The sequence below is a fragment of the Niveispirillum sp. FG156 genome (genome assembly GCF_057809555.1).
Genome location: NZ_JBMDKE010000005.1, coordinates 71,161 through 92,433 on the forward strand (window position 1 = coordinate 71,161; position 21,273 = coordinate 92,433).

20 protein-coding genes are annotated in these 21,273 nt (G+C 63.4%); 4 read left to right on the forward strand and 16 right to left on the reverse strand.

Annotation, left to right across the window (positions count from 1 at the left end):
- Positions 1-5: 5 nt before the first annotated feature.
- The 7 genes from ACODSP_RS04650 to ACODSP_RS04680 form a co-directional block, all read right to left on the reverse strand.
- Entirely contained in the window at positions 6-2,264 is a 2,259-nt protein-coding gene (locus ACODSP_RS04650) for a hypothetical protein (RefSeq protein ID WP_488964461.1), read from the reverse strand.
- 131 nt (positions 2,265-2,395) lie between these two features.
- Positions 2,396-3,187: an alpha/beta fold hydrolase gene (locus tag ACODSP_RS04655; RefSeq protein WP_488964462.1), complete on the reverse strand. Its 792-nt coding sequence runs from the start codon at positions 3,185-3,187 to the stop codon at positions 2,396-2,398.
- Entirely contained in the window at positions 3,187-3,720 is a 534-nt protein-coding gene (locus ACODSP_RS04660; protein ID WP_488964463.1) for a VOC family protein, read from the reverse strand. The genes ACODSP_RS04655 and ACODSP_RS04660 overlap by 1 nt, the downstream gene beginning before the upstream one ends.
- Positions 3,721-3,743: 23 nt before the next feature.
- Positions 3,744-4,346: an NAD(P)H:quinone oxidoreductase gene (wrbA, locus tag ACODSP_RS04665; protein ID WP_488964464.1), complete on the reverse strand. Its 603-nt coding sequence runs from the start codon at positions 4,344-4,346 to the stop codon at positions 3,744-3,746.
- A 27-nt stretch (positions 4,347-4,373) separates the two neighbouring features.
- Positions 4,374-6,560 (reverse strand): TonB-dependent receptor, encoded by a 2,187-nt coding sequence (locus tag ACODSP_RS04670; protein WP_488964465.1) that lies wholly within the window; start codon positions 6,558-6,560, stop codon positions 4,374-4,376.
- 258 nt (positions 6,561-6,818) lie between these two features.
- Positions 6,819-7,652, reverse strand: coding sequence for an IclR family transcriptional regulator domain-containing protein (locus ACODSP_RS04675; RefSeq protein WP_488964466.1), 834 nt, complete (start codon positions 7,650-7,652; stop codon positions 6,819-6,821).
- A 69-nt stretch (positions 7,653-7,721) separates the two neighbouring features.
- Positions 7,722-8,852, reverse strand: coding sequence for a CaiB/BaiF CoA transferase family protein (locus tag ACODSP_RS04680; RefSeq protein WP_488964467.1), 1,131 nt, complete (start codon positions 8,850-8,852; stop codon positions 7,722-7,724).
- A gap of 203 nt (positions 8,853-9,055) precedes the next feature.
- Between ACODSP_RS04680 and ACODSP_RS04685 the strand changes: the two genes are divergently transcribed.
- Positions 9,056-9,832 (forward strand): citryl-CoA lyase, encoded by a 777-nt coding sequence (locus ACODSP_RS04685; RefSeq protein WP_488964468.1) that lies wholly within the window; start codon positions 9,056-9,058, stop codon positions 9,830-9,832.
- A 96-nt stretch (positions 9,833-9,928) separates the two neighbouring features.
- On the opposite strand, the gene ACODSP_RS04690 is transcribed toward ACODSP_RS04685, so the two are convergent.
- The 6 genes from ACODSP_RS04690 to ACODSP_RS04715 form a co-directional block, all read right to left on the reverse strand.
- A complete protein-coding gene (locus ACODSP_RS04690; protein ID WP_488964469.1) occupies positions 9,929-10,870 on the reverse strand; it encodes a Gfo/Idh/MocA family oxidoreductase in 942 nt (313 codons plus the stop codon).
- Entirely contained in the window at positions 10,867-11,709 is an 843-nt protein-coding gene (locus tag ACODSP_RS04695) for a class III extradiol dioxygenase subunit beta (RefSeq protein WP_488964470.1), read from the reverse strand. The genes ACODSP_RS04690 and ACODSP_RS04695 overlap by 4 nt, the downstream gene beginning before the upstream one ends.
- Position 11,710: 1 nt before the next feature.
- The gene (ligA, locus tag ACODSP_RS04700; protein ID WP_488964471.1) at positions 11,711-12,118 is read right to left on the reverse strand and encodes a protocatechuate 4,5-dioxygenase subunit alpha; all 408 of its coding nucleotides are present in this window, start codon (positions 12,116-12,118) and stop codon (positions 11,711-11,713) included.
- A complete protein-coding gene (locus ACODSP_RS04705) occupies positions 12,115-13,140 on the reverse strand; it encodes an amidohydrolase family protein (RefSeq protein WP_488964472.1) in 1,026 nt (341 codons plus the stop codon). The genes ligA and ACODSP_RS04705 overlap by 4 nt, the downstream gene beginning before the upstream one ends.
- The gene (locus ACODSP_RS04710) at positions 13,137-14,012 is read right to left on the reverse strand and encodes an NAD(P)-dependent oxidoreductase (RefSeq protein ID WP_488964473.1); all 876 of its coding nucleotides are present in this window, start codon (positions 14,010-14,012) and stop codon (positions 13,137-13,139) included. The genes ACODSP_RS04705 and ACODSP_RS04710 overlap by 4 nt, the downstream gene beginning before the upstream one ends.
- A 62-nt stretch (positions 14,013-14,074) precedes the next feature.
- Positions 14,075-15,238: a LysR substrate-binding domain-containing protein gene (locus tag ACODSP_RS04715; protein WP_488964474.1), complete on the reverse strand. Its 1,164-nt coding sequence runs from the start codon at positions 15,236-15,238 to the stop codon at positions 14,075-14,077.
- 105 nt (positions 15,239-15,343) lie between these two features.
- Here ACODSP_RS04715 and ligK point away from each other — a divergent pair, with 105 nt between their 5' ends.
- The 3 genes from ligK to ACODSP_RS04730 are packed head-to-tail and all read left to right on the forward strand — an operon-like array spanning position 15,344 to position 17,956.
- Complete coding sequence (gene ligK, locus ACODSP_RS04720; protein WP_488964475.1) at positions 15,344-16,018, forward strand: 4-carboxy-4-hydroxy-2-oxoadipate aldolase/oxaloacetate decarboxylase; 675 nt, start codon at positions 15,344-15,346, stop codon at positions 16,016-16,018.
- Positions 16,011-17,081 carry a 4-oxalomesaconate tautomerase gene (locus ACODSP_RS04725; protein ID WP_488964476.1) on the forward strand — a complete coding sequence of 357 codons (1,071 nt, stop codon included), beginning with the start codon at positions 16,011-16,013 and terminating at the stop codon, positions 17,079-17,081. The genes ligK and ACODSP_RS04725 overlap by 8 nt, the downstream gene beginning before the upstream one ends.
- Positions 17,078-17,956, forward strand: a complete 879-nt coding sequence (locus ACODSP_RS04730; RefSeq protein ID WP_488964477.1) for an amidohydrolase family protein — start codon at positions 17,078-17,080, stop codon at positions 17,954-17,956. The genes ACODSP_RS04725 and ACODSP_RS04730 overlap by 4 nt, the downstream gene beginning before the upstream one ends.
- Positions 17,957-18,006: 50 nt before the next feature.
- Here ACODSP_RS04730 and ACODSP_RS04735 read toward each other — a convergent pair whose 3' ends face one another.
- The 3 genes from ACODSP_RS04735 to ACODSP_RS04745 all read right to left on the reverse strand — a co-directional run bounded on the left by ACODSP_RS04735 (position 18,007) and on the right by ACODSP_RS04745 (position 21,269).
- The gene (locus ACODSP_RS04735; protein ID WP_488964478.1) at positions 18,007-18,594 is read right to left on the reverse strand and encodes a carboxymuconolactone decarboxylase family protein; all 588 of its coding nucleotides are present in this window, start codon (positions 18,592-18,594) and stop codon (positions 18,007-18,009) included.
- Positions 18,595-18,753: 159 nt separating this feature from the next.
- Positions 18,754-19,512, reverse strand: a complete 759-nt coding sequence (locus ACODSP_RS04740; protein WP_488964479.1) for an SDR family oxidoreductase — start codon at positions 19,510-19,512, stop codon at positions 18,754-18,756.
- Positions 19,509-21,269: a hydantoinase B/oxoprolinase family protein gene (locus tag ACODSP_RS04745; RefSeq protein WP_488964480.1), complete on the reverse strand. Its 1,761-nt coding sequence runs from the start codon at positions 21,267-21,269 to the stop codon at positions 19,509-19,511. Before ACODSP_RS04745 ends, ACODSP_RS04740 begins: the two co-directional genes overlap by 4 nt.
- Between the last annotated feature and the right edge of the window lie 4 nt (positions 21,270-21,273).

Consider the following 21,273-nt stretch of genomic DNA (forward strand, 5'->3'; position numbering starts at 1 on the left):
CCCGGTCAACGATAGGCAGCTGGGATGCTGTTCAGGTCGAAGGTGCTGTAAAGCGACAGGAAGCGGATGGGATAATTGTCAAAGCGCAGATAGATGGTGTTGTTGATGTCCTTTTCCTCAAATCCACCGATGGTCACAGGCGCGCGGTTCTGTTCGCAATGCAGTTTGGCCATCAGCAACGCCACCTGATCAATCCAGCGGGTGACCTTGGGCTTCGCCAGTTCACCCCGCAGATAGGCACGCACGGCCCCCATGAAACGCCGGGCGCCCGGCGTCGGGCGAAGCCGCAGGAGGTTGGCCGTTATCAAGGCCGCAAACCCGGTGGCCAGCGGGTTGAAGTTCAGGATGACATCGTCGGTACGCGCGGACAGCGGTGACGTCCCGCCCAGGACCAGCGTGTCGATATCCGCCGCGATGACGGGCAGACCAAGCCCTTGCAGCAGGCTGTCAGCCACATCAAACCGCACACATTGATAATGGGCCACCGGCTTTTCAAACGTGCATTCATTATTGACGGTCGTGTAGCGGTAGGGCGCATCGTCGAAATCATCCGCCGAATAATAGAGCCGTTCGGATACAACCCCAATCCGTGCGGCGATGTCCTCTATTCGGTCCCGGCCACCGATGGCGTGCAGGACGACCATGATGGGTTCATCGCTGTTGGCCAGCGCCGACCGGGCGAAATAACGGGCATAGCGGTCAAGATACAGGTCATCCCCTGCCGCAAGCAGCACGGTCCGGACGCCCTGCCGCAGCGCCTCCTGCCGGACTTGATCAAGGTCCAGGCGCTGTCCACGATGATCATGCATCAGCAATGGCTGTACAGCCACATCCTGCGGATGGTTCAGAAAATCAAGATCCAGGCAATCCAGCATCAGTTCGCAATGATCATGGGCGATCTGTAACGAAGGATCGCCATAGAGGGCCCGCGGTTGCCGCAGAGGCAGGTTTCGGCACTGCATGATCGCTGCCTTTGTCTGTTCATTCAGCGGGCCATGCAGATAAAACCAGATGAGGCGAAGGCAATTATACATTTGCAGCAGGCGGTCGGTCTGTTGCGCCATGAAGCGTCGGCGCAGAGCAAGTTCCTCATCCTTGAGGCCCGTTGCGGTGGCGAACCGTGCTGCCATATGCAGCGCCATGACGTCGTCCGGTTCCTGTGCCAGCACCAGATGGGCATAACGTGCCGCCGCCGGCTCCTGAAGCTGCGTTGTGCTTCTGCCCATCGCCCAACGGTTTGCAGCCGGGCATTTGTCATAGAGGGAGGCGATGATGCGTTGCATCGTCTCGATACGGGCCTCGTCACCCTGCTCCACATACATGGCTCTTTGCCGGATAGCCTCGGCAATCAGGGGGCCCAGTTGTTGCTGCAGGACTTCTCTGTCGCGGATGCTGCTGACCAGCACCTCCACAAGGGGGGCGATGTCTTCGATACGCCCCGCCTCGACAAGGTCGATGATGGCATTTAACCGTTCCAGTTCGGTCGGTCGGCCCAGATCGTCGGCACAATCCGCCATCAGCGTGGCCAGGCCGGCTTCCATCTGTCCGCGCAGGACAGCCGCCTGCCGCAAAGCAGGCACATGTCGACGCATTTCCCCTATCGGGTCATGGAAGCCCGCCAACAGATCCTGGCTGATCCAGGCGGGGCGATAATTGCGGGCAACAAAGATATCCATCACCTTCTGACGTTGGATCAACGTCAGATTCTCAACATCAACCAGCAGACCACGCGGCGGCGACGGCAGATCGCCCACCTGCTCCAGAATTTCCAGTTCGGTGCCGGCGGTGCTGATGGCCAGCATGTCCGTGGCCCCGATACCGTAGCGACCGACGAGATATCGCAGCGGCATGCAGGCAACCAGCGTTTCACGGACCAGCATACGGATGGCCGCCCGTGTCTCATCATTCGGGCACATGCCCGCCAGCCAACCGCCACTGTCCAGCATGGAGATCAGCCCAAAGGAACGAAGTTGCTTGAAACGGGCTGGCAGCAGGCCATTATTGATTGCCGTTTCGTCCAGGTGGCGCAGACGGGTAACCCCCATACCCCGCCCGATGCCGGCCCTCACCCCGACATAGCGGCTGTCATGCCCATCTTCCAGCAACGGATCGACGACATAGCCGGCAAGACGGTCCAGGAAAGGTGCGAACGGGCTGAAATGCGGGCCTGCCCCGATCTGGATGAACCGGGCCTTCTGACCCTCCGACGCCGCAAGGCCGATGAATGTCTGCACGAAATCATTCAGAGTAAGGACAAAGTCCATGCACAGGCTCCAAGCGTCTTCGCGCATTTCGGATTGCGGAATCGGAGCCACGTTATCATGAACTTCAAGAAAGAAGTGTAGGCTTCAACAGGAGTGCGCCCCGGTCCCAATCTCCGAAGGGAAAGGAAATGTCAGGGAAAATTGCGGGTGACATAATCCCTGATCGCCTGATTGACGGCAGCGGCATGGCTTATGTTCGCCATGTGACCAGCTTGCGCAAACAACTGCATCGCAGATTGCCGCAGCCCCTGACACAGCCGATGTGCCGCCACCACCCGTGATGGCGTATCCAGACCGCCGACCATCACCAAACTGGGGCAAGTGATGGTCGCCAGCAGTTCATCCGTCACGGGCAAGACCGCGGGCGGCGACAGCAAATCCCTGCCCTGGTAGTCGGCCAGCATCTCATCCAGCAGCAAGGACGTTTCCGCGTCATCGGTCCGCAGCATCGGATGGGCCCGCCACAGCGCCACCGCTGCGGGCAGGTTGCCCACCCGGACATGTTCCACCAATTGCGCAAGGGGAAGTGCGGGTTCCGTCACAGGGTCCGGCGGGGCCGCATCATGCGCCGCCGCTAGCAGGACAAGGCCGGCAACCCGATCCTGATACCGGGCCGCCGCCGTCAGCGCCACACGCCCGGCCTGTGAATGCGCGACGAGAATGGCAGAAGCCAAACCGAAATGATCCAGCAAGGCCGGGATATCATCCGGTTCCTGCAGCAGTCCAGGTGGCGCCTGCGACCGTCCGAAACCGCGCCGGTCGGGCAGTATCAGGGTGGCGCAATCCGACAGTCCCCGAACCTGGGGCCGCCACATGCGCCGGTCCAGCGTCCAGCCATGGAGCATGACCAGGGCCGGTTTCCCGGCCCCGGCAATCTCCACGGACAGGCTTCCACCGTCGACGGCAACCTGGGTCTGCATCATCAATGACGATAAGTGTTATTGACGCTGCGGTCCCCCCCCAGCCAACGGGCCAGATCGGCCCGCGCCGTTTCGCGCTTTGCCTGTTCCAGGGCCGCCGCCGACGGGGCGTCATAGGTGAATTCCAGGATCATGCCGTTCGGGTCCTTGATATAGACCGACCGGCAATAGCCATGTTCCAGCGTGTAGGTTTCCGGCTCGGTAAAGCCCGCCGCACGAATACGGCTTTCGATTTGGGCCTGGGTGTCGGCATCGACATGCAGGGCGATGTGGTGGAAGGGGGATTCGGGCATGGGCGGCCCGAACAGCGCCTGATCATCCGGCTCGGCAAACTGGAAGAAGGCCAGCGCACTGCCATCGGCCAACCCGAAGAAGCAATGGCAATAGGTGCGTTCAGCACCGAACAGCATGTCCTTTTCGCACCAGGTGGCGATCAGCGGGATGCCCAGCACATCCTCATAGAAATGGCGCGTCGCCTCCAGGTCGCGGGTGACATAGGCAGTGTGGTGCAGACGATTGGGAAGTTTCGCACTCATGGTCGCATCCTCTCTCAAGTCTTTCAGCCGAACAGCCGTGTGGCGATTTCCGTGACATGGCGCCCCTGGAAGCGGGCCCCTTCTAACTCGTTGGCGCTGGGCTGGCGGGACCCGTCGGCGCCGGCCAGGGTGCTGGCGCCATAGGGGGTGCCGCCGCTGATCTCATCCATCCGTGTTGCCCCGGCCCAGCTATAGGGAAGGCCAACAATGATCATGCCATGATGCAACAGCGTGGTGTGGAAGGAGGTGATGGTGGTCTCCTGCCCGCCATGCTGGCTGGCCGTGGAAACAAACACGCTCCCCACCTTGCCGACCAGGGCGCCCTTGGCCCACAACCCGCCCGTCTGGTCCAGGAAGTTGCGCATCTGCGCCGCCATATTGCCAAAGCGCGTCGGCGTGCCGAAGATGATGGCGTCATAATCGCCCAGTTCCCCAGGGCTGGCGATGGGCGCCGCCTGATCCAGGCGGATACCGGCAGCCCTTGCCACCTCATCCGGCACCAGTTCCGGCACGCGTTTGACCACGACATCCGCCCCCGCCACCGACCGCGCACCCTCCGCCATCGCGGCGGCCATGGTCTCGATATGGCCGTAACTGGAATAGTAAAGCACAAGTACCTTCGCCATGGATCATCCCCTTCCCAAGGCCGTGGGTCAGAACTTCACGCCAGCTTCAAGACCATAGCGGCGGGGCCGTCCCTTGAAGACGAAACCGCCGGGCGAGAATTCGGCATTATACTTCTTGTTGAACAGATTGTCGGAATAAGCTGACAGGTTCCAGCCCTCTCCCTCGATACCCAGCCGGATATCGACAAGGTCCAGCGGGTCGCGCACGGTGCTGTTCTGGATATCGAACCAGGTCTTGCCGAGGCGCCGGTAGTCGGCCCGCGCCGTCCCCGTCAGGCCGCTATCGCCCAGTTCGGTGCTGTACTGCACACCCAGGTTGAAGGTGTAGCGGGAGATCAGCGGCGCCTCATTGCCCAGTACGGTCGGGTCAGCGAATTCCTTGATCTTGCTGTCCGTGAGACCGAAGCCCAGATTGACTTGAAGACCCGTCGTCAGAAAGGCCGTGGCGTCCAGTTCAAACCCGCGCAGGCGGGTTTCGGGCACATTGCCCAGGTTCTGCGTGGAATTGGCCGCCAGGAAGACGAAGAAATAGGAATTGTCAGAGATGGTGTTGTAGACGGAGCCATTGAGGCGCAGCTTCCGGTCCATCAGCTGCGACTTGAACCCAGCCTCCAGCGTGCTGGCCGTTTCCGCCTTGAACACATCCGACACACCCAGGATGCCATTGGCCGCCGCGACGGCCCCCACCCCGGTCTGGTTAAACCCGCCGCTGCGGAAACCCTTGGAATATCCGGTGTAAAGCGTCAGGGCCTCGTCAGCCTTGTAGGTCAGCGTCGCTTTCGGCTGCCAGGAGGTAAAGGTTTCGTTGCGCACCTCCCCGCTGCGCCCCGCCGGGAACCCGGCGACATTGGGCAGATAGGCGGTGGGGGTCAGGGTCGTGTTCTCGCGCTTGTCCTTGTCATAACGCAGTGACAGGTCAGCCGTCAGCTTCTCCGACAGATCGTAAGACGTGCTGCCGAACAGGGCCCAGGCGAAATTATCCTGGCTGTCGGCCAGGAAGGAGAATTGTGGGTTGCGCGGATTGGTACTGGGCGTGCGGTATACGGGAAACACCCCCTGCCCCCGGTCGATCATGTTACCGGTGGAGATATAGCGCTTGGTGCCGATCATATAGCCGCCCACACTCCACTGAAACGGCTGATCAGTGGGCGATGCAAAGCGCAACTCCTCGCTCCAGGCCTTCACATTCAGATACTGGCTCTGGTTCAGGTCGAACCCCAGGATCTGATAGAACAGGCTTTCCGTGATGGGCAGGAAGTCGAACGCGTCACCGGTCAGGATTTCCTTCACCTGGTCATAGGAGGTAACGGATGTCAGGGTGCCGGCGTCGGTTTCATAGGCGACGCGCAGTGAGGTACCGTCCATGTCGCGGTCATTCTGACCCGGATTGTTCACGCGCACCGGCAGGCTGGTATTGTTCACATCATTGACGATGTTGAAATACAGCGCCTGTGTGCGCAGCCGCGACACGGACCCGCGCAGATCGACTGTCAGGTTATCCGTCGGCTGAAACAGCAGGGTCCCGCGCAGGGACAGATCCTCATACGGGTCGGCCTTTTCATCCAGATAGGCGTTGCGGATCAAGCCGTCGCTGTTCACATACGACCCGGCCAGACGGAATTTCACCTTGTCCGACAAAGGCCCACTGATGCCCGCGCGGGCGGAATAGCCGAAGCCGTTTTCCACGCCCACCTTGACCCGCGTATCGAACGTGTCGGTCGGCTGCTTGGTCCGGATCACGATGGCGCCGCCGATGGCGTTACGGCCATAAAGCGCACCCTGCGGGCCTTTCAGCACCTCAATCTGATCGATATCGAACAGTTCCTGGCTGAACTGCGCAGCATTCACCTGCTGCACGCCATCGACAATGACGGCCACCGACGGTTCGCTGTTACGGGCCTGCGTGATGCCGCGGATAATGATGAAGGCGTTGCCGGCATTCTGCGTTTCCACCAGCGTGACGTTCGAGGTCAGGTCGATGAAATCGGCCGGCTTCTCAATGCCTGCCATCTCAATCGCGTCGGCGGTAAAGGCCGTGACAGCCGCCGGCACGTTCTGCTGCGCCTGCGGGCGGCGCAGGCCGGTCACCACCACCTCCTCGATGGTCGAGGCGCCGGCCTGGGCTGTGGATTGGGCCGATGCGGGGCCTGTGGCTGCCAGCGCCAGGGCCGAGACACCGGCCAGAGAGCCGAAGCGCCAAGAGGAACGTGCCATGCAAAACCTCCCGTTCGTCATTTGTCATTGAAGGCGCACGGCGCGGTTCGTTCTTGCGGCGGCCGGTGCGAACTGGGTCCGCGACATATCGCGTCCACACGGGTCGTTGCCCGTGCAATGGACAATCTATGTTTCGATTATCGAAGTCAAGTTCGATGTTCGAAGTTTTTTCCGTTTATCGAAGTTCGATGCAGGCAACAAAAAACGCCCCGGCCAGGAACCGGGGCGTCGTTCAGAAACCGCTATGGATGGCGGGTATCAGCCACGGGCCAGCGAATGCATCAGGAAGGGCCATTGTTGCAACGACAGTTCGATATCGCGGGCAGCACGGCGCAGCAGCGGCAACCGGGTGCGCACCAGCTCATCCTGGGAGATGCGGGTGGTGGAGGTGGAGCAGTTGATGGAGGCGCAGACATTGCCATCCTTGTCCCGCACCGGCACCGCAACGGACACAATGCCGTAATCCAACTCATCCAGCGCTGAATCATAACCCAGTTCCCGCACGCGCAGCAGCCGGGCGGTCAGTTCCTCGCGGTTGGTGAGCGTACGTTCGGTGAAGCGATTCAGCGTTGCCGTCGCCAGATAATCTTCCAGCAGCTTTTCCGGCTCAAATGCCAGCAGTACCTTGCCCAGCGAGGTGGCATGGGCCGGATAGCGCGTGCCGACGCTGGCGCCCAGACGGATATGGCGGTTGGTTGAGACGTGAACGAGATAGAGGATATCCGGTCCAGACAGCGTGGCCATGGAGGCACTGTCACCCGTTTCATCACGCAGGGACTGCAGGTGCGGCGTCACCACCTGCTCCAGGTTCATCGAGGCCAGGTAAGCCGACCCGAAGACCAGCACCTCGGGCCGCAGCAGGAAACGTCGGCCATGCCGTCCGACATAACCCAACGCCACCAGCGTATTGAGACAGCGGCGGGCCACAGCCGGGCTGAGGCCGGTGGCGGCGGCGACTTCCGACAATTGCATCTCGGGACGCTGCTGATTGAAGGAGCGCAGGACCGTCAGGCCGCGTTCCAGCGTCAGCAGATATTCGGGGTCCTTTTCCCGCTCCGCCGCGCCATCGTCCTTGCCCCCAGTGCCCGCCATTCCGTCCGTCCCGTGCGCCGACTTGCCCGCCGGCCAGCTATAACCGGAGGCTAGGCCGGCTGCCAGAACTTAAACCGGATCGCCCAGAATCTCCGCATTATGCTGGCCCAGGACAGGGGGCGGGGTGATGGCCAGATCGCGCTCCCCATCAAAGGAAAGCGGGCAGCGGACGGTACGGAACCGGCCCATGCTGGGATGTTCTGCCTCCACCCGCAGATCCAGATGCCGGGCCTGATCGGTGGCCAGCGCCGCCGCCGCGTCATGTACCGGCGAATGCGGAACGTCCAGGCGGCTCAACCGCTCGCACCAGTCCGACAGGCTACGGCTGCGAAAAATGGGGGCCAGACGCTCCACCACTTTTTCGTAATTTGCGATCCGCGACTGTCGGTCGGCAAATTCAGGATGCTGCAACATGTCCGGCCATTCCACTGCCTGGGCCAACCCTTCCCAGAATTTCGGCGGTGAGGACATATGCAGGGCGATCCATTTCCCGTCCGCACAGACGAACACATAGGATTGCGACACCGATGGCCGGCTGTATGGCCCCATGATCTGATCGGCAGCGAAATAATGGGTGAAGTCATCCAGGTTGAAATGGCACATGGCCTCCAGCATGGACACTTCCACCAGACGCCCCTGCCCCGTACGGTGACGTTCATGCAGGGCACCCAGGATACCGTAGGCCGCATAGAAGCCGGTAATGGCGTCGGCCAGTGCCGGCCCCACCACGCGCGGATTGTCGGGGTTCAGCACCAGACGCAGAAAGCCGCTGGCTGCCTGCGCCACCGTGTCGAAGGCAGGCCGCTGGCTGTCCGGACCGGTGGCGCCAAAGCCGGAAATGGCGCAATAGATCAGGCGCGGATTCAAGGACCGTAGCCGGTCGGCGTCGACATTCAGCTTGGTCGCCGCACCCGGACGGAAATTCTGGATGAAAATATCCGCGTCAGCGACAAGCGCATCCAGTTGGTCACGTCCCGCCGCCTCCCGCGTGTCCAGGGTGATGGAGCGCTTGTTGCGATTATAGGTCTGGAAATGCGGGCTGTAGAAGCCGCCATTGAAGGCCCGGAACGGATCGCCGGTTCCCGGCTGCTCGATCTTGATGACATCGGCACCCAGATCGGCCAACAGCATGCCCGCCGCCGGCCCCGTAATGAAGGTGCCCATTTCCAATACCCTGACATCCTTCAGGACTTTTGCCATCTCATGCTCCGATCAGGGAAGGACCGCAGGCGCGGGGGTCACAGGCGGGCGGAACGCACCGGCCAGGCGGCCATCGCCGCAACATCCGTTACCCGGTATAGCGATTTCGACAATCGAAATCAACTTCGATAATCGAATTTTCTTGCCAAGCAGACTGACAGGGCGTTAGCTGCCGGCAGATCAGCGATAGCGGGAGCATCCCCATGCGTATCGGCAAAACCGACCAGCCCTTCAGTGCCATCTGCACCTCCGACGCGGACAGTATCCGGGTCCGGGGGCTGGATCTGTGCGGGCAGATAATTGGTCGGATGGACTTTACCAGCTATTTCTGGCTGCTGGTCACCGGCAACACACCCAGCGACGATCAGCGTTTCATGGCCGATGCCGTGCTGGCCGCCATTGCTGAACATGGATTGGTGCCCAGCGTGGTGGCCGCCCGCATGACCTATGCCGCCGCCCCGGAGGCCATGCAGGGCGCTGTCGCGGCGGGCCTGTCCGGTTGCGGCAGTGTCGTTCTGGGCAGTGCAGAGGTGGCGGGCCGGTTCCTGGCCGATCTGGTGGAAGGTGCTGGGGCAACTGCGCTTGAACCGGTGGTAACGGCGAAGCTGAACGAGTACCGGGCCATGAAGCGCGCCATTCCCGGCTTTGGCCATCCCCAGCATAGTGGCGGCGACCCGCGCGCGCATCGCCTTCTGGGCTTGGCCGACGAACGCGGCATATCGGGGGCGCATGTGGCCGCCTTGCGCGCGGTGAAGGCCGCCTTGCCGACAGCATTCGGGCGTGACCTGCCCATCAATGTCAACGGCGCCATCCCGGCGGTGATGCTGGATGCCGGCTTCCCACTGCCGGCATTGAAAGGCATCTCGCTGCTGGCCCGCACGGCCAGTCTGATCGCCCATCTGCGCGAGGAAAGCGAGCGACCGATCGGCTTCATCCTGTCAGCGGAGGCGGCCAAGGCCATCCGCTATGACGGGGAATGATCGCCCACAACGGATAGTCCATAAATGCATCGCGCGGCAGTACAGGCCTGCCGCGCGACACAATCAACAATGCAGCATCGAAGCAAACGGACCCGTTCAGCCGTTCAACTGCTGCTCCAGCTTGTGCAGGACCTCGTAACAGGACAGAACCTTTGCCACGCTGGAATTCGGCTCACGCCCCTCGCGGATGGCGGCGACGAATTCGCGGTCCTGCAACTCAATGCCATTCATCGACACATCAACCTGCGACACATCGATCTTCTCCTCCCGCCCCGTGACCAGATCGTCATAGCGCGCGATGTAGGTACCGTTGTCGCAGATATAGCGGAAGAAGGTGCCCAGCGGCCCGTCATTGTTGAAGGACAGGGACAGGGTGCAGATGGCGCCCGTCTCCGCCTTCAGCTGGATCGACATGTCCATGGCGATGCCCAGTTCCGGATGGATCGGCCCCTGCACCACATTGGCCTGCACGATGCGGCCCGACTGATAGGCGAACAGGTCCACCGTATGGGCGGCATGGTGCCAGAGCAGATGGTCGGTCCAGCTGCGTGCCTCGCCCTTGGCATTCATGTTCTTGCGGCGGAAGAAATAGGTCTGCACATCCATCTGCTGGAGCGAGACTTCACCCGAAGCGATGCGCCGATGCAGCCACTGGTGCGACGGGTTGAAGCGCCGCGTATGGCCGACCATGCAGACCAGACCCGTTTCCTGCTGCTTCGCCAGCACGGCCTGGGCGTCGGCCCAGCTGTCGGCCAGCGGGATTTCGACCTGCACATGCTTGCCGGCGTTCATGCAGGCGACGGCCTGTGCGGCATGCATCTGGGTGGGGGTACAAAGGATGACGGCATCGACATCCGGACGGGCCAGCGCCTCGTCCAGTTCGGTGCCGGCATGCACAGCGCCATACTTCTCCGCCACGGCCTGTGCCTGATCCAGGCGGCGGCTGATGACGGAAGTGATGGTGACACCAGGGATGAGTTTAAGGGCGTCGAGATGCTTTTCACCGAAAGCACCCGCACCGACCAGGGCGATCCTCATGCGACAGGCTCCAGAACAAGGTGGCCGACCGCCGTGTTGCTGGCCGGCACATGGTAATGACGGTGAAGCTGGCGGACGTCGGCGCCCAACGCGCCGCGCATGATCAGCCACATCACCATCTCGATGCCTTCCGATCCCGTCTCCCGCAGATATTCAATATGCGGGATGGTGCGGAGGCGCTGACTGTCCTGGCTCATCATATCCAGGAAGCGGTTATCCCACTCGGCATTGATCAGGCCGGCGCGCGTTCCCTGAAGCTGGTGGCTCATGCCGCCCGTGCCCCAGACCTGGACCTTCAGATCGCCGGGGAAGCTTTCCACTGCCCGGCGGATGGCCTCGCCCAGCAGCCAGCAGCGGTTGCCCGACGGCGGCGGGTAGGTCACGACATTGACCGCCAGCGGGATCACCTTCACGGGCCAGGCATCCGGCTGCCCGAACAGCAGGCTCAGCGGCACGGTCAGGCCGTGATCGACCTCCATCTCATTGATGATGGTCATGTCGAATTCGTCCAGGATACAGCTCTGGGCGATGTGCCAGGCCAGATCCGGATGGCCCTCGACCGTTGGCACGGGACGCGGCCCCCAACCTTCATCCGCCGGCTTGAAGCTTTCCGCGCAACCGATGGCGAAGGTCGGGATGATCTTCATGTCGAAGGCCGAGGCATGGTCATTATAGACCAGGATGACCACGTCGGGCTTTTCCCCCGCGATCCATTGCCGCGACCAGTCATAGCCGGCGAAGAGAGGTTGCCAGTACGGCTCCTTCGTCTTGCCCAGATCGATGGCGGCACCGATGGCCGGCACGTGGCTGGTTGCCACCCCTGCGGTGATGCGCGCCATGTCAGTTGCCCTCCTTGATTGAGCGGACGCCGTTCGGCGAACGACCGCCCGCCAGCATCATGGCCTGATAATCCTCCACGCTCATGCCGGTCATGGTGCTGACCGCCTGCAGGAAGCTCAGCCCGTCGGTGGAGAAAATCTTTGCCAGGAAATAGATGTTGCCGCCCAGATCCAGCAGCCGGTTGTAATCCCGCGCCAGGATGGCCGCCTTCTGGTTCTCGTCCAGATTCCAGCCTTCCAAATAGGCCTTCTCATCCGCCTTCCAGCGGGCGCGGTTCTCCGGCTTCATCAGGCTCATGGCAAACTGGTTGATCCAGTAACCCTGGCGGGCGCGTGCCACGGTATAAACCCGCGTGCCGGGGATATCGTCGAACGCGGCAAGATAGGAGTGGATGTCCGTATGGCTCATAGCCCCCTCCCCTTCAGGATCGCATCCAGTCGCGGGAAGACGCGGCGGGCATTGCCCTCAAATATCTGGTGTCGTTCCGCGTCCGAAATGTCCAGTGCATCGACATAGCGCTTGGTGTCATCGAAATAATGGCCAGTCGTCGGGTCGATGCCGCGCACCGCACCAACCATTTCGGAACCGAACAGGATGTTGCGGTTGTCGATGACCTTGGCCATCAGGTCGATGCCGGGCTGGTGATAGACGCAGGTGTCAAAGAACACATTCTTCATGACATGCGTGTCCAGCGCCGGCTTCTTCAGCATATCGGCCAGCCCGCGATAGCGGCCCCAATGGAAGGGCACGGCCCCGCCGCCATGGGGGATGATGAAGCGCAGGGTCGGGAAATCCTTGAACAGATCACCCTCGATCAACTGCATGAAGGCGATAGTATCGGCAGCGATATAGAAGGCGCCCGTGGCATGCATGCAGGCGTTGCACGATCCCGACACATGGATCATGGCCGGCACGTCCAGTTCCACCATCTTCTCATAAAGCGGATACCAGTAACGGTCGGTCAGCGCCGGGTGCTTGAAATGCCCGCCGCCGGGATCGGGGTTCAGGTTGCAGCCGATGAAGCCCAACTCATTGACGCAGCGCTCCAGCTCTGCAATGGACGCCTCCAGCCCGGCTGCCGGCGATTGCGGCAGCATGCAGACGCCGACGAAGCTTTCCGGGAACAGCTTCACCACGCGGGCAATCAGGTCGTTGCAGCGCCGTGACCATTCCAGGCTGACCGCCTGGTCACCGACATGATGCGCCATGGTGGAGGCGCGGGGGCTGAAAATGGTCAGGTCGGCCCCACGCTCGCGGATCAGGCGAAGCTGGTTCTTCTCGATGGTCTCGATGATGTCCGCATCGGAGATTTCGGGATAGGGCGGGGGCGACTCCCCCTTCTTGAAGGCGGCGACCTGCGCATCCCGCCACGCGGTATGGGCTTCGGGCGCCGTGGTGTAATGGCCGTGGCAATCGATCACGAGGGTCATTTCATCTCCGTCCCATCGCGGGTCAGAAGGTTCAGCTTATTATTCAGACCGTCCGGCGAACCGGCGGAAAGGGCGCCAAGTCGGCGTTGGCGGGTGATGGTGCCAAGGGTCATGGCCGGCTCCATTCCCAGTGACTGCAGGGTCTTGGCCACTTCCTCCATCTCGGCGGCGCGGCGCAGGCCATGGACCAGCATGCGATCCAGATTATAGTCGGCGCGGTCTTCCCATTCGGGACCCAGGGAGGACAAAACCTCCCCCACCACCCCGGCGCGCGCGGCGGCCAGAACCATTTCGGCGGTCAGCGCCTCAATGCCCTTCACCATCACCGACCGCACCATCTTGATGGAGGAGGCGCGTCCAACGGCATCGCCCACGGCGCGCACCTTGGCAAAACCCAGCGCAAGGAGACTGGTGACCGCCGCATCGGCATGCGGGCCGCTGACCAGCAGCGGTACCGACAGCCGGGCCGGATCGACCGGGGCCATCACCGCCACATCGACATAGCGGCCACCCGCCGCCTCGATCACTGCCGCCGCAGCGCGCTTGGTGTCCGGCGCCACGGAATTCATGTCGCACCACAGCGCACCGGGCGACAGCAGCGGGGCGCAGGCCTGCGCTGCGGCCAGCGCCTGATCGGCGGTCACCAGGCACAGGACCAGCGACCGGCCAGCCAGTGCCGATGCCGCATTCTCCCGCCCCTGGACACCGGCAGCGGCATATTCCGCACGTTTGACCTCGCGCGTTTCCGCCCGGTCGGTCTTCAGGTCGAAGACGGTGGCGGCGCTCCAGGCGCCGGCGGTGGCGAAGGTGCGCCCCGCCTCACCGAAGCCGATCAGGGCAAGGCCCGATATAGGGTTGGGTTCGTTCTGCATGGCCCAACCCTGGCCGCAACCGGCGGAGAGGGCCAATCAGTTCGCGCGCCATGCTATAAGTTTTAGCTAACAGTCCCGCCAATGCCACGGGCGGCGGTGATCAGCGCCGCGATGAAGTCGGCCTGGATCGGGGTGGGGCGCCAGCCGGTGCGGGTGGTGATGCCGATGGTCCGGCGCAGGTCGCCGGGGGCCGCCCCCACCTGCGCCACCACGCCGGCCTGCAATTCCACCGACAATTGGTCGGGCGACAGCAGGGTCAGAAAATCGCTGTCACGGATCAACTGGCGAACGGTCATGACCGATCCGCATTCGATGGGCACCACGGGCACGGGCAGGCCGCCAGCCCTGAACATCGCCTCCCACTGTGTACGCAGGGGCGTACCGGTCGGCGGCACCACCCATGGATAATCGGCAAGGGCGGTCCAGGGATCGGGCAGGTCCATGATGGGATGGCCGGGCCGGGCGAAGATCATGGGTTGATCATCGAACAGGGGCCGCTGATCCACATCGACAGGCGGATGATCCAGGCGCAGGGCACCGATCAGCAGGTCCAGGTCGCCGTCGCGCAGGGGCTCGATCAGTTCGGCATGTGATCCCTCCGCGATGGTGATGGTAATATCGGGATGGGCGCGGTGGAAGGTTGCGACCGCACCGGGCAGAAGGCGGGCCCGCGACAGCGGCATGGCACCCACCGCCACCCGCCCCACCTCCACCCCGTCAAGCGCGCGCAACTCCGTAAGGGCGGCGACCAGTTCCGCACGCGCCAGACGAAAGGCGCGCAGGGTCCGGTGCCCCGCCTCTGTCAGGGCAATGCCGCGTCCCCGCCGTTCGATCATGTTGCGGCGCAATGCCAGCGACAGATCCTTCACGGCCCGATGCAGGGTGGGTTGCGAAAGCCCCCCTGCCTGCCCCGCCTCCACCAGACTGCCCGCGCCGCCGACCAGGATCAGCGCACGGACCTGCGCCATGGTTACGCGCGGCGACCCGATATGGCCAAGCGCCGCCTCCAGCCGGGGCAGCAATAGCCGGGCCGCCCCCGTCATTTCCATGCCGTCGGCCCGCCGCTCAAACAGGGGGCGGCCCAGTTCACGTTCCAGCCGTGCCAGCCCCTGGGTCACGGCGGGCTGGGTCAGGGCCACAGCCTGGGCGGCGGCGCTGATGCTGCCGCGCCGCATCACCTCCAGCGCGGCACGCAAATGACGGAGATTGAGATTCCATATGTGCATCGCAACACGATTAGCAAAAACTTATGGCACGGGCGCGCTTCTGAATTGCCCCAGACGGATGCGGGGGTCAAGACAGTTGCAGCGATCTTCCCCAGGAGAGTTTTCATGTCCGGCATCGTCGTCCAGAACATCCAACGCGCCGAGGCGTCCGTCATCGATGGGCTGGCCCGCTGTGGCGTAGCCACGGTGCATGAGGCGCAGGGCCGTACCGGCCTTCTGGCCAGTCCCATGCGCCCCATCTATGCCGGTGCCCGCATCGCCGGGTCGGCTGTCACCATCTCCGCCCCGCCGGGCGATAACTGGATGGTGCATGTGGCCATCGAACAGCTGAAGGAAGGCGACATCCTGGTCCTGGCCCCGACCAGCCCCTGTGAGGATGGCTATTTCGGCGACCTGCTGGCCACGTCCGCCATCGCACGCGGCTGCCGGGGTCTGGTCATCGATGCCGGCGTGCGCGATGTCCGCGACCTGACGGAGATGGGCTTCCCCGTCTGGTCCAAGGCCGTGTTCGCGCAAGGCACGGTAAAGGCCACACTGGGTTCGGTGAATGTGCCGGTCGTGTGCGCGGGTGCCGCCATCCAGCCGGGTGACGTGATCATCGCCGATGATGACGGCGTGTGCGTGGTTCCCCGCGCCAATGCCGCCGCTGTTCTGGAGAAGGCGCAGGCGCGCGAGGCGGCGGAAACCGCCAAGCGCACACGCCTGGCCGCCGGTGAACTGGGCCTGGATATCTACGACATGCGCGGCAAGCTGGCCGCCATGGGGCTGAAATATGTCTGAGGCGGCGGGGGCAGACGGTGTGCGCTGCATGTGGATGCGTGGCGGCACCTCCAAGGGCGGGTATTTCCTGAAAGAGGATATGCCAGCCGACACGGCGGAACGCGATGCGCTGCTGCTGCGGGTCATGGGGTCGCCCGACCCGCGGCAGATCGACGGCATGGGCGGGGCCGACCCGCTGACCAGCAAGGTTGCCGTCATCAGCCGGTCGCAGCGACCGGGCATTGATGTTGATTACCTGTTCCTGCAGGTCTTCGTCGATCAGGCCATCGTCACCGACGCCCAGAACTGCGGCAACATCCTGGCCGGTGTCGGCCCCTTCGCCATCGAGCGTGGCCTGGTCCCGGCCACCGGTGACGAAACCAGGGTTGCCATCTTCATGGAGAATACCGGGCAGGCGGCGGTGGCCACTGTCAGCACGCCCGGTGGCCGGGTCAGCTATCGCGGCGAGGCCCGCATCGATGGGGTACCGGGTAGTCATGCCCCGGTGCCGTTGGAATTCCGCGATACGGCGGGTTCCAGTTGCGGCGCCCTGCTGCCCACGGGCAATGCCGTCGACATCATCAATGGCGTGCCAGTGACCCTGATCGATAACGGCATGCCCTGCATCGTGATGAAGGCCAGCGATGTCGGTGCCACCGGGTATGAGGACCGGGACAGCCTGGATGCCGACAGCGCGTTGAAGGCCCGGATCGAGGCGATCCGGCTGCTGGCCGGGCCGTTGATGAACCTGGGCGACGTTTCGGCCAAGTCCGTTCCCAAGATCATGCTGGTTGCCCCGCCGCGTGACGGGGGGGCCGTCTGCGTGCGCAGCTTCATCCCCCACCGCGCCCATGCAACCATAGGCGTGCTGGGTGCCGTCAGTGTCGCCACCGCCTGTCTGGTTCCCGGATCGCCGGCAGCGGAGGTGGCAGTGCTGCCCCCCGGTGATCGCAAGACCCTGTCGGTCGAACACCCGACGGGGGAGATGAGTTGCGTACTGGAACTGGATGATCAGGGTCAGGTGCGGACCGCCGCCCTGCTGCGCACCGCCCGCAAGCTGATGGATGGAGTTGTATTCCCATGACCGACCGTATCCGCAGCTGGGCCGACGCCCCGTCCCGCCCCCGCTTCACGCCGCCGCCGGGGGCCGTGGATGCCCATTGCCATGTCTTCGGACCGATGGCGCAGTTCCCGTTCAGCCCGAAGGCCAAGTACCTGCCCCAGGATGCCGGGCCGGAGATGCTGTTCGCCCTGCGCCGCCATCTGGGGCTGAGCCGCAATGTGATCGTGCAGGCCAGTTGCCACGGCACGAACAATGCCGCCACGCTGCATGGGATCGCGGTGTCGGACGGCACCTGCCGCGGTGTTGCGGTGGTCGATCCCGCTATCGATGATACAGAGCTGGAACGGCTGCATGCGGGCGGCATCCGGGGTGTGCGCTTCAATTTCCTGAAGCGGCTGGTGGATGACGCGCCCAAGGACAAGTTCCTGGAGGTGGCACGCCGGGTCCAGCATCTGGGCTGGCATGTGGTCGTCTATTTCGAGGCCGATATCCTGGAAGAAATGCGTCCCTTCCTGGACGCCATCCCCACGCCCATCGTCATCGACCATATGGGCCGTCCCGACGTGACCCAGGGGCCGGACGGACCTGATATGCAGGCCTTCCGCCGGCTGCTGGACAGCCGCCCTGACATCTGGACCAAGGTCACCTGCCCCGACCGTTTATCGACGACGCCGGGCTGGGACGATTTCGCCAGTGCAGTGGCGCCGCTGGTCGCGGATTACCAGGACCGGGTGCTGTGGGGGACGGACTGGCCGCACCCGAACATGGAGAAATCCATCCCGGATGACGGCTTGATCACCGACATGATCCCCCGCATCGCCCCCACGGCGGCCTTGCAGGAAAAGCTGCTGGTCACCAACCCGATGCGGCTTTACTGGCCGGATGAGCTGTCTTGAACTGGCGTGGGTGTGCGCGGTGACGCCAACACCCACGACTGCCCGACCACTCAACCATGCTTACCGATGGTCCAGCCATGGGGGGTGAGGTGGTTTTCCGCAAATTGCCGGGGTGTTTCCTCCAACATCGTGGCAACCGTATCGTTCCAGCGATTGAAAAATCCGTAAAGCGCGATGACGGCCACGATCTCCACCTGCTGTTCCCGGCTGAAATGCAGGGCCATATCGGCAAAGTCCGCGTCGCTGACGGCATTCGGCACCTGCCCCGCCCCAACCGCGACGCGCAGGACCGCCCGCTCGCCTGCGCTGAACAGGGGGCTATTTTCGAAATCCCAGATCGCGGCCAGCTTTTCCGCCGACACCCCGTTGCCGGTCGTCGCCGTGCCGGTATGGGCCGAGCAGTAGCGGCAGCCGGCAGCCATGCTGACCATGTAGCCCGTCATCCATTTCAGACCCGGATCGACCGTGCCGGTCAGCATGATGGAGGCCCAAAGGCCGCCGCTGGCCCGCAGGATGTCGGGCCGCCAGGCCAGCGTGGGCACGCTGTTGGGCAGTTCGTGGAAATCGCCGCCGATGAAGGACAGGTCGATGTTGCGGGCCGCCATTTCGGCAGCGGTCAACGGGGGGATGCGCGCCATGGCCGTTTCCTCTCTGATACCATCTTCCGGTGATCATGACCGATCACCGGCCTCAATCGCCGGCGCCAGCATTCGCTGGCTTGGCTACGCGCCATGTGGCGCGCGGCGGCAGTCGCCGCCGTACCCGTGATTGACGAGGCCCCCTCATCAATCACGGGTTCATTCCCATTCGACATTGCCGTCAACGGCGATCAACTGCCCCGTGACATGCTTTGCAGCATCGGAGGACAGGAAGATCGCCATATCCCCGATCTCCTCCGGCTGGATCTTGGCACGCAGGGAGATGTAGCGCAGGAACTCTGCCTCGACGGTCGCGGCATCAATGCCACGACCGGCGGCGATGCCGGCCATGATGCCGCGCATGCGCTCACTGTCGACAAAACCGGGCCGGATGGCGTTGACCCGGATATTGTCGGGTCCCAGTTCCCGTGCCGCCGCCCGCGTCAACCCCTCCAGCGCCCATTTCGACGCGATATAGGGGGACCGGTTGACGGGCAGCGTGGTGACAGAACCGGTGGAGATATTGATGATGGAACCGCCACCCTGCACCTTCATCAGCGGGGTCACGGCCCGCATCATGAAGAAGGCACCATGCACATTGACCTCAAAGCAGGTTCGCCAGCCCTGGTCGCAGATATCGGCCATCGGGCCGATCTGACCGGCGATGCCGGCATTGTTGACCAGGGTATCGACCCCGCCCCAACGGTCACAGACCTGACGGACAAACCGGTCCACGGCATCGGCATCCGACACGTCCAAGGCCATGGCGATCAGACCGGGATGGGTATCGGCGACCTTGTCCACACGGCCTTGATCGGCATCGCAGATGGCGACATCGGCGCCAGCGGACAGGAAGCGTTCGACGACGGCCAGACCGATGCCAGCGGCACCGGCGGTAACGATGACACGCTGCTTCATGATGCGGCCCTCAATGCCTGCGTGGCGGAAAGGTCGGGATTGCCGGTGGCATCCAGTGCGACGCGATAGATGTCGTGGGCACGTTCTGGCGACAGGTAACCCTCGCGCACGGCATCAGCCACGCTTTCAGGTGTACGGGACAGGGGATCACCATAACCGCCGCCACCGGCGGACACGGCGGTGATCATGTCACCGGCCCGGACATTGACCAGGGCGCAGGCAGGCAGTGCCTCCCGCCCCCCGTCAACCCGGTCCAGCCACTGATCGGCCCGCCCCCCGGCACCGCCGCCGCGCACGCCCAGCGGGGCGTTCACATGCCCGTCGGAGCCATAGCCGATGTCAAACGCCCCCACCAGCGGCCCAAATTCCACGATGGTGGACGGCGCGCCCGTGAAGCGGCCCGGCCCCTCGCTGTCGGGCAGGAACCCACGCCGCTTGACCAGCAGCGGCTGATACAGTTCATCCAGTTCGACCCCGTCGATACAGCACATGCCGGCATTGCCGACATGGGCCGTGGTCCACCAGGCATCGGCCTGCGGGCTGGCCGCACCGCCGGAGAAGGCCAGGAAGATCTGGTTTACGAAGGGCTTGCCGGTGCGGGCATCGATGCCGGAGATGACACCCGCTGACGGCGCGATCACGGCCCCCACCTCCGCCATGCCGAACCCGTCGCCCAGATCGGCGATGGCCACCTGCACCGCGTTGGCCACCCGGTCAGCGATGTTGGTGGTGGCGGTGGAACAGCTATAGGGATGTTCGGTGATGCCGGCGATGCAGCCCCGGCGCAGCACCACATCAATGCGCCGGAAGGCCCCGGCATTCTTGGGCACGCGATGGTCAAGGGAATTGAACACACCGATCATGGCGGCGGTGCGGGCGCAGGCCTCGCTGAGATTCATGCCGCAAGGCAGGCTGTCCGGATTGTCGGTCAGATCGACGCGGATGCGCCTTGCCGTCCTGTCCACCACCACCTTGGCATTGATGGTGACCCCGGTTTCCGGCATGCCGGGAAATGCGTCATGGGTGCTGCTGGCCTGTGCCTGACCATCGGGCAGGTTGGCCAGCGCCTCCACCATGGCGGCTTCGGAATAGTCGAACCACTGGCCGGAGAAGGTTTCCAGCCGGTCCCAGCCCACCTCCCGCCCCATGGCGAGCAGTTCCTTCTCCCCAATGCGCACGGCGCCGACCATGGCCAGATAATCGCCGCGCCATTGTTCGGGCACACGGATCCGCATCTCGCACATGCGGATGATGTCGCCGATATCCTGATAATCCCGCTGCACCTGCACCGCCGGGAAGATCAGCGCGCCTTCATGATACAGGTCGCGGGCATTGCCCATATAGGTGGTGGGTTCGGAATTGCCGATATCAGCCTGATGCGCCTTGGCCAGCACAGTGAAACGGTGGGTACCGTCATCATCGATGACCGGGACCAGCAGGGTCAGGTCCGCCGGATGCGAACAGCCATGATAGGGCGAATTATGCAAGAAGGCGTCGCCGCGTTTCAGCACCGGGTGAAACTGCTTCATGGTGCGGGCCATCATGTCGGGACCGGCCAGCACATGGATGGGCAGACTTTCCGCCGCTGCCAGCAGGTCGCCCGTATCGGTGACGATGCAGCAGGAGAAATCCCGCGCCCGGTTCAGCACGCCCGACCGGCCCGTGCGCAGCAAGGTGTTGGCCATCTTGCGCACCACGCCCTCGAACCGGCTGTTCAGGATGGCAAGATCGGCGCCGTTCAGCTTCATGTCGCTCATGCTT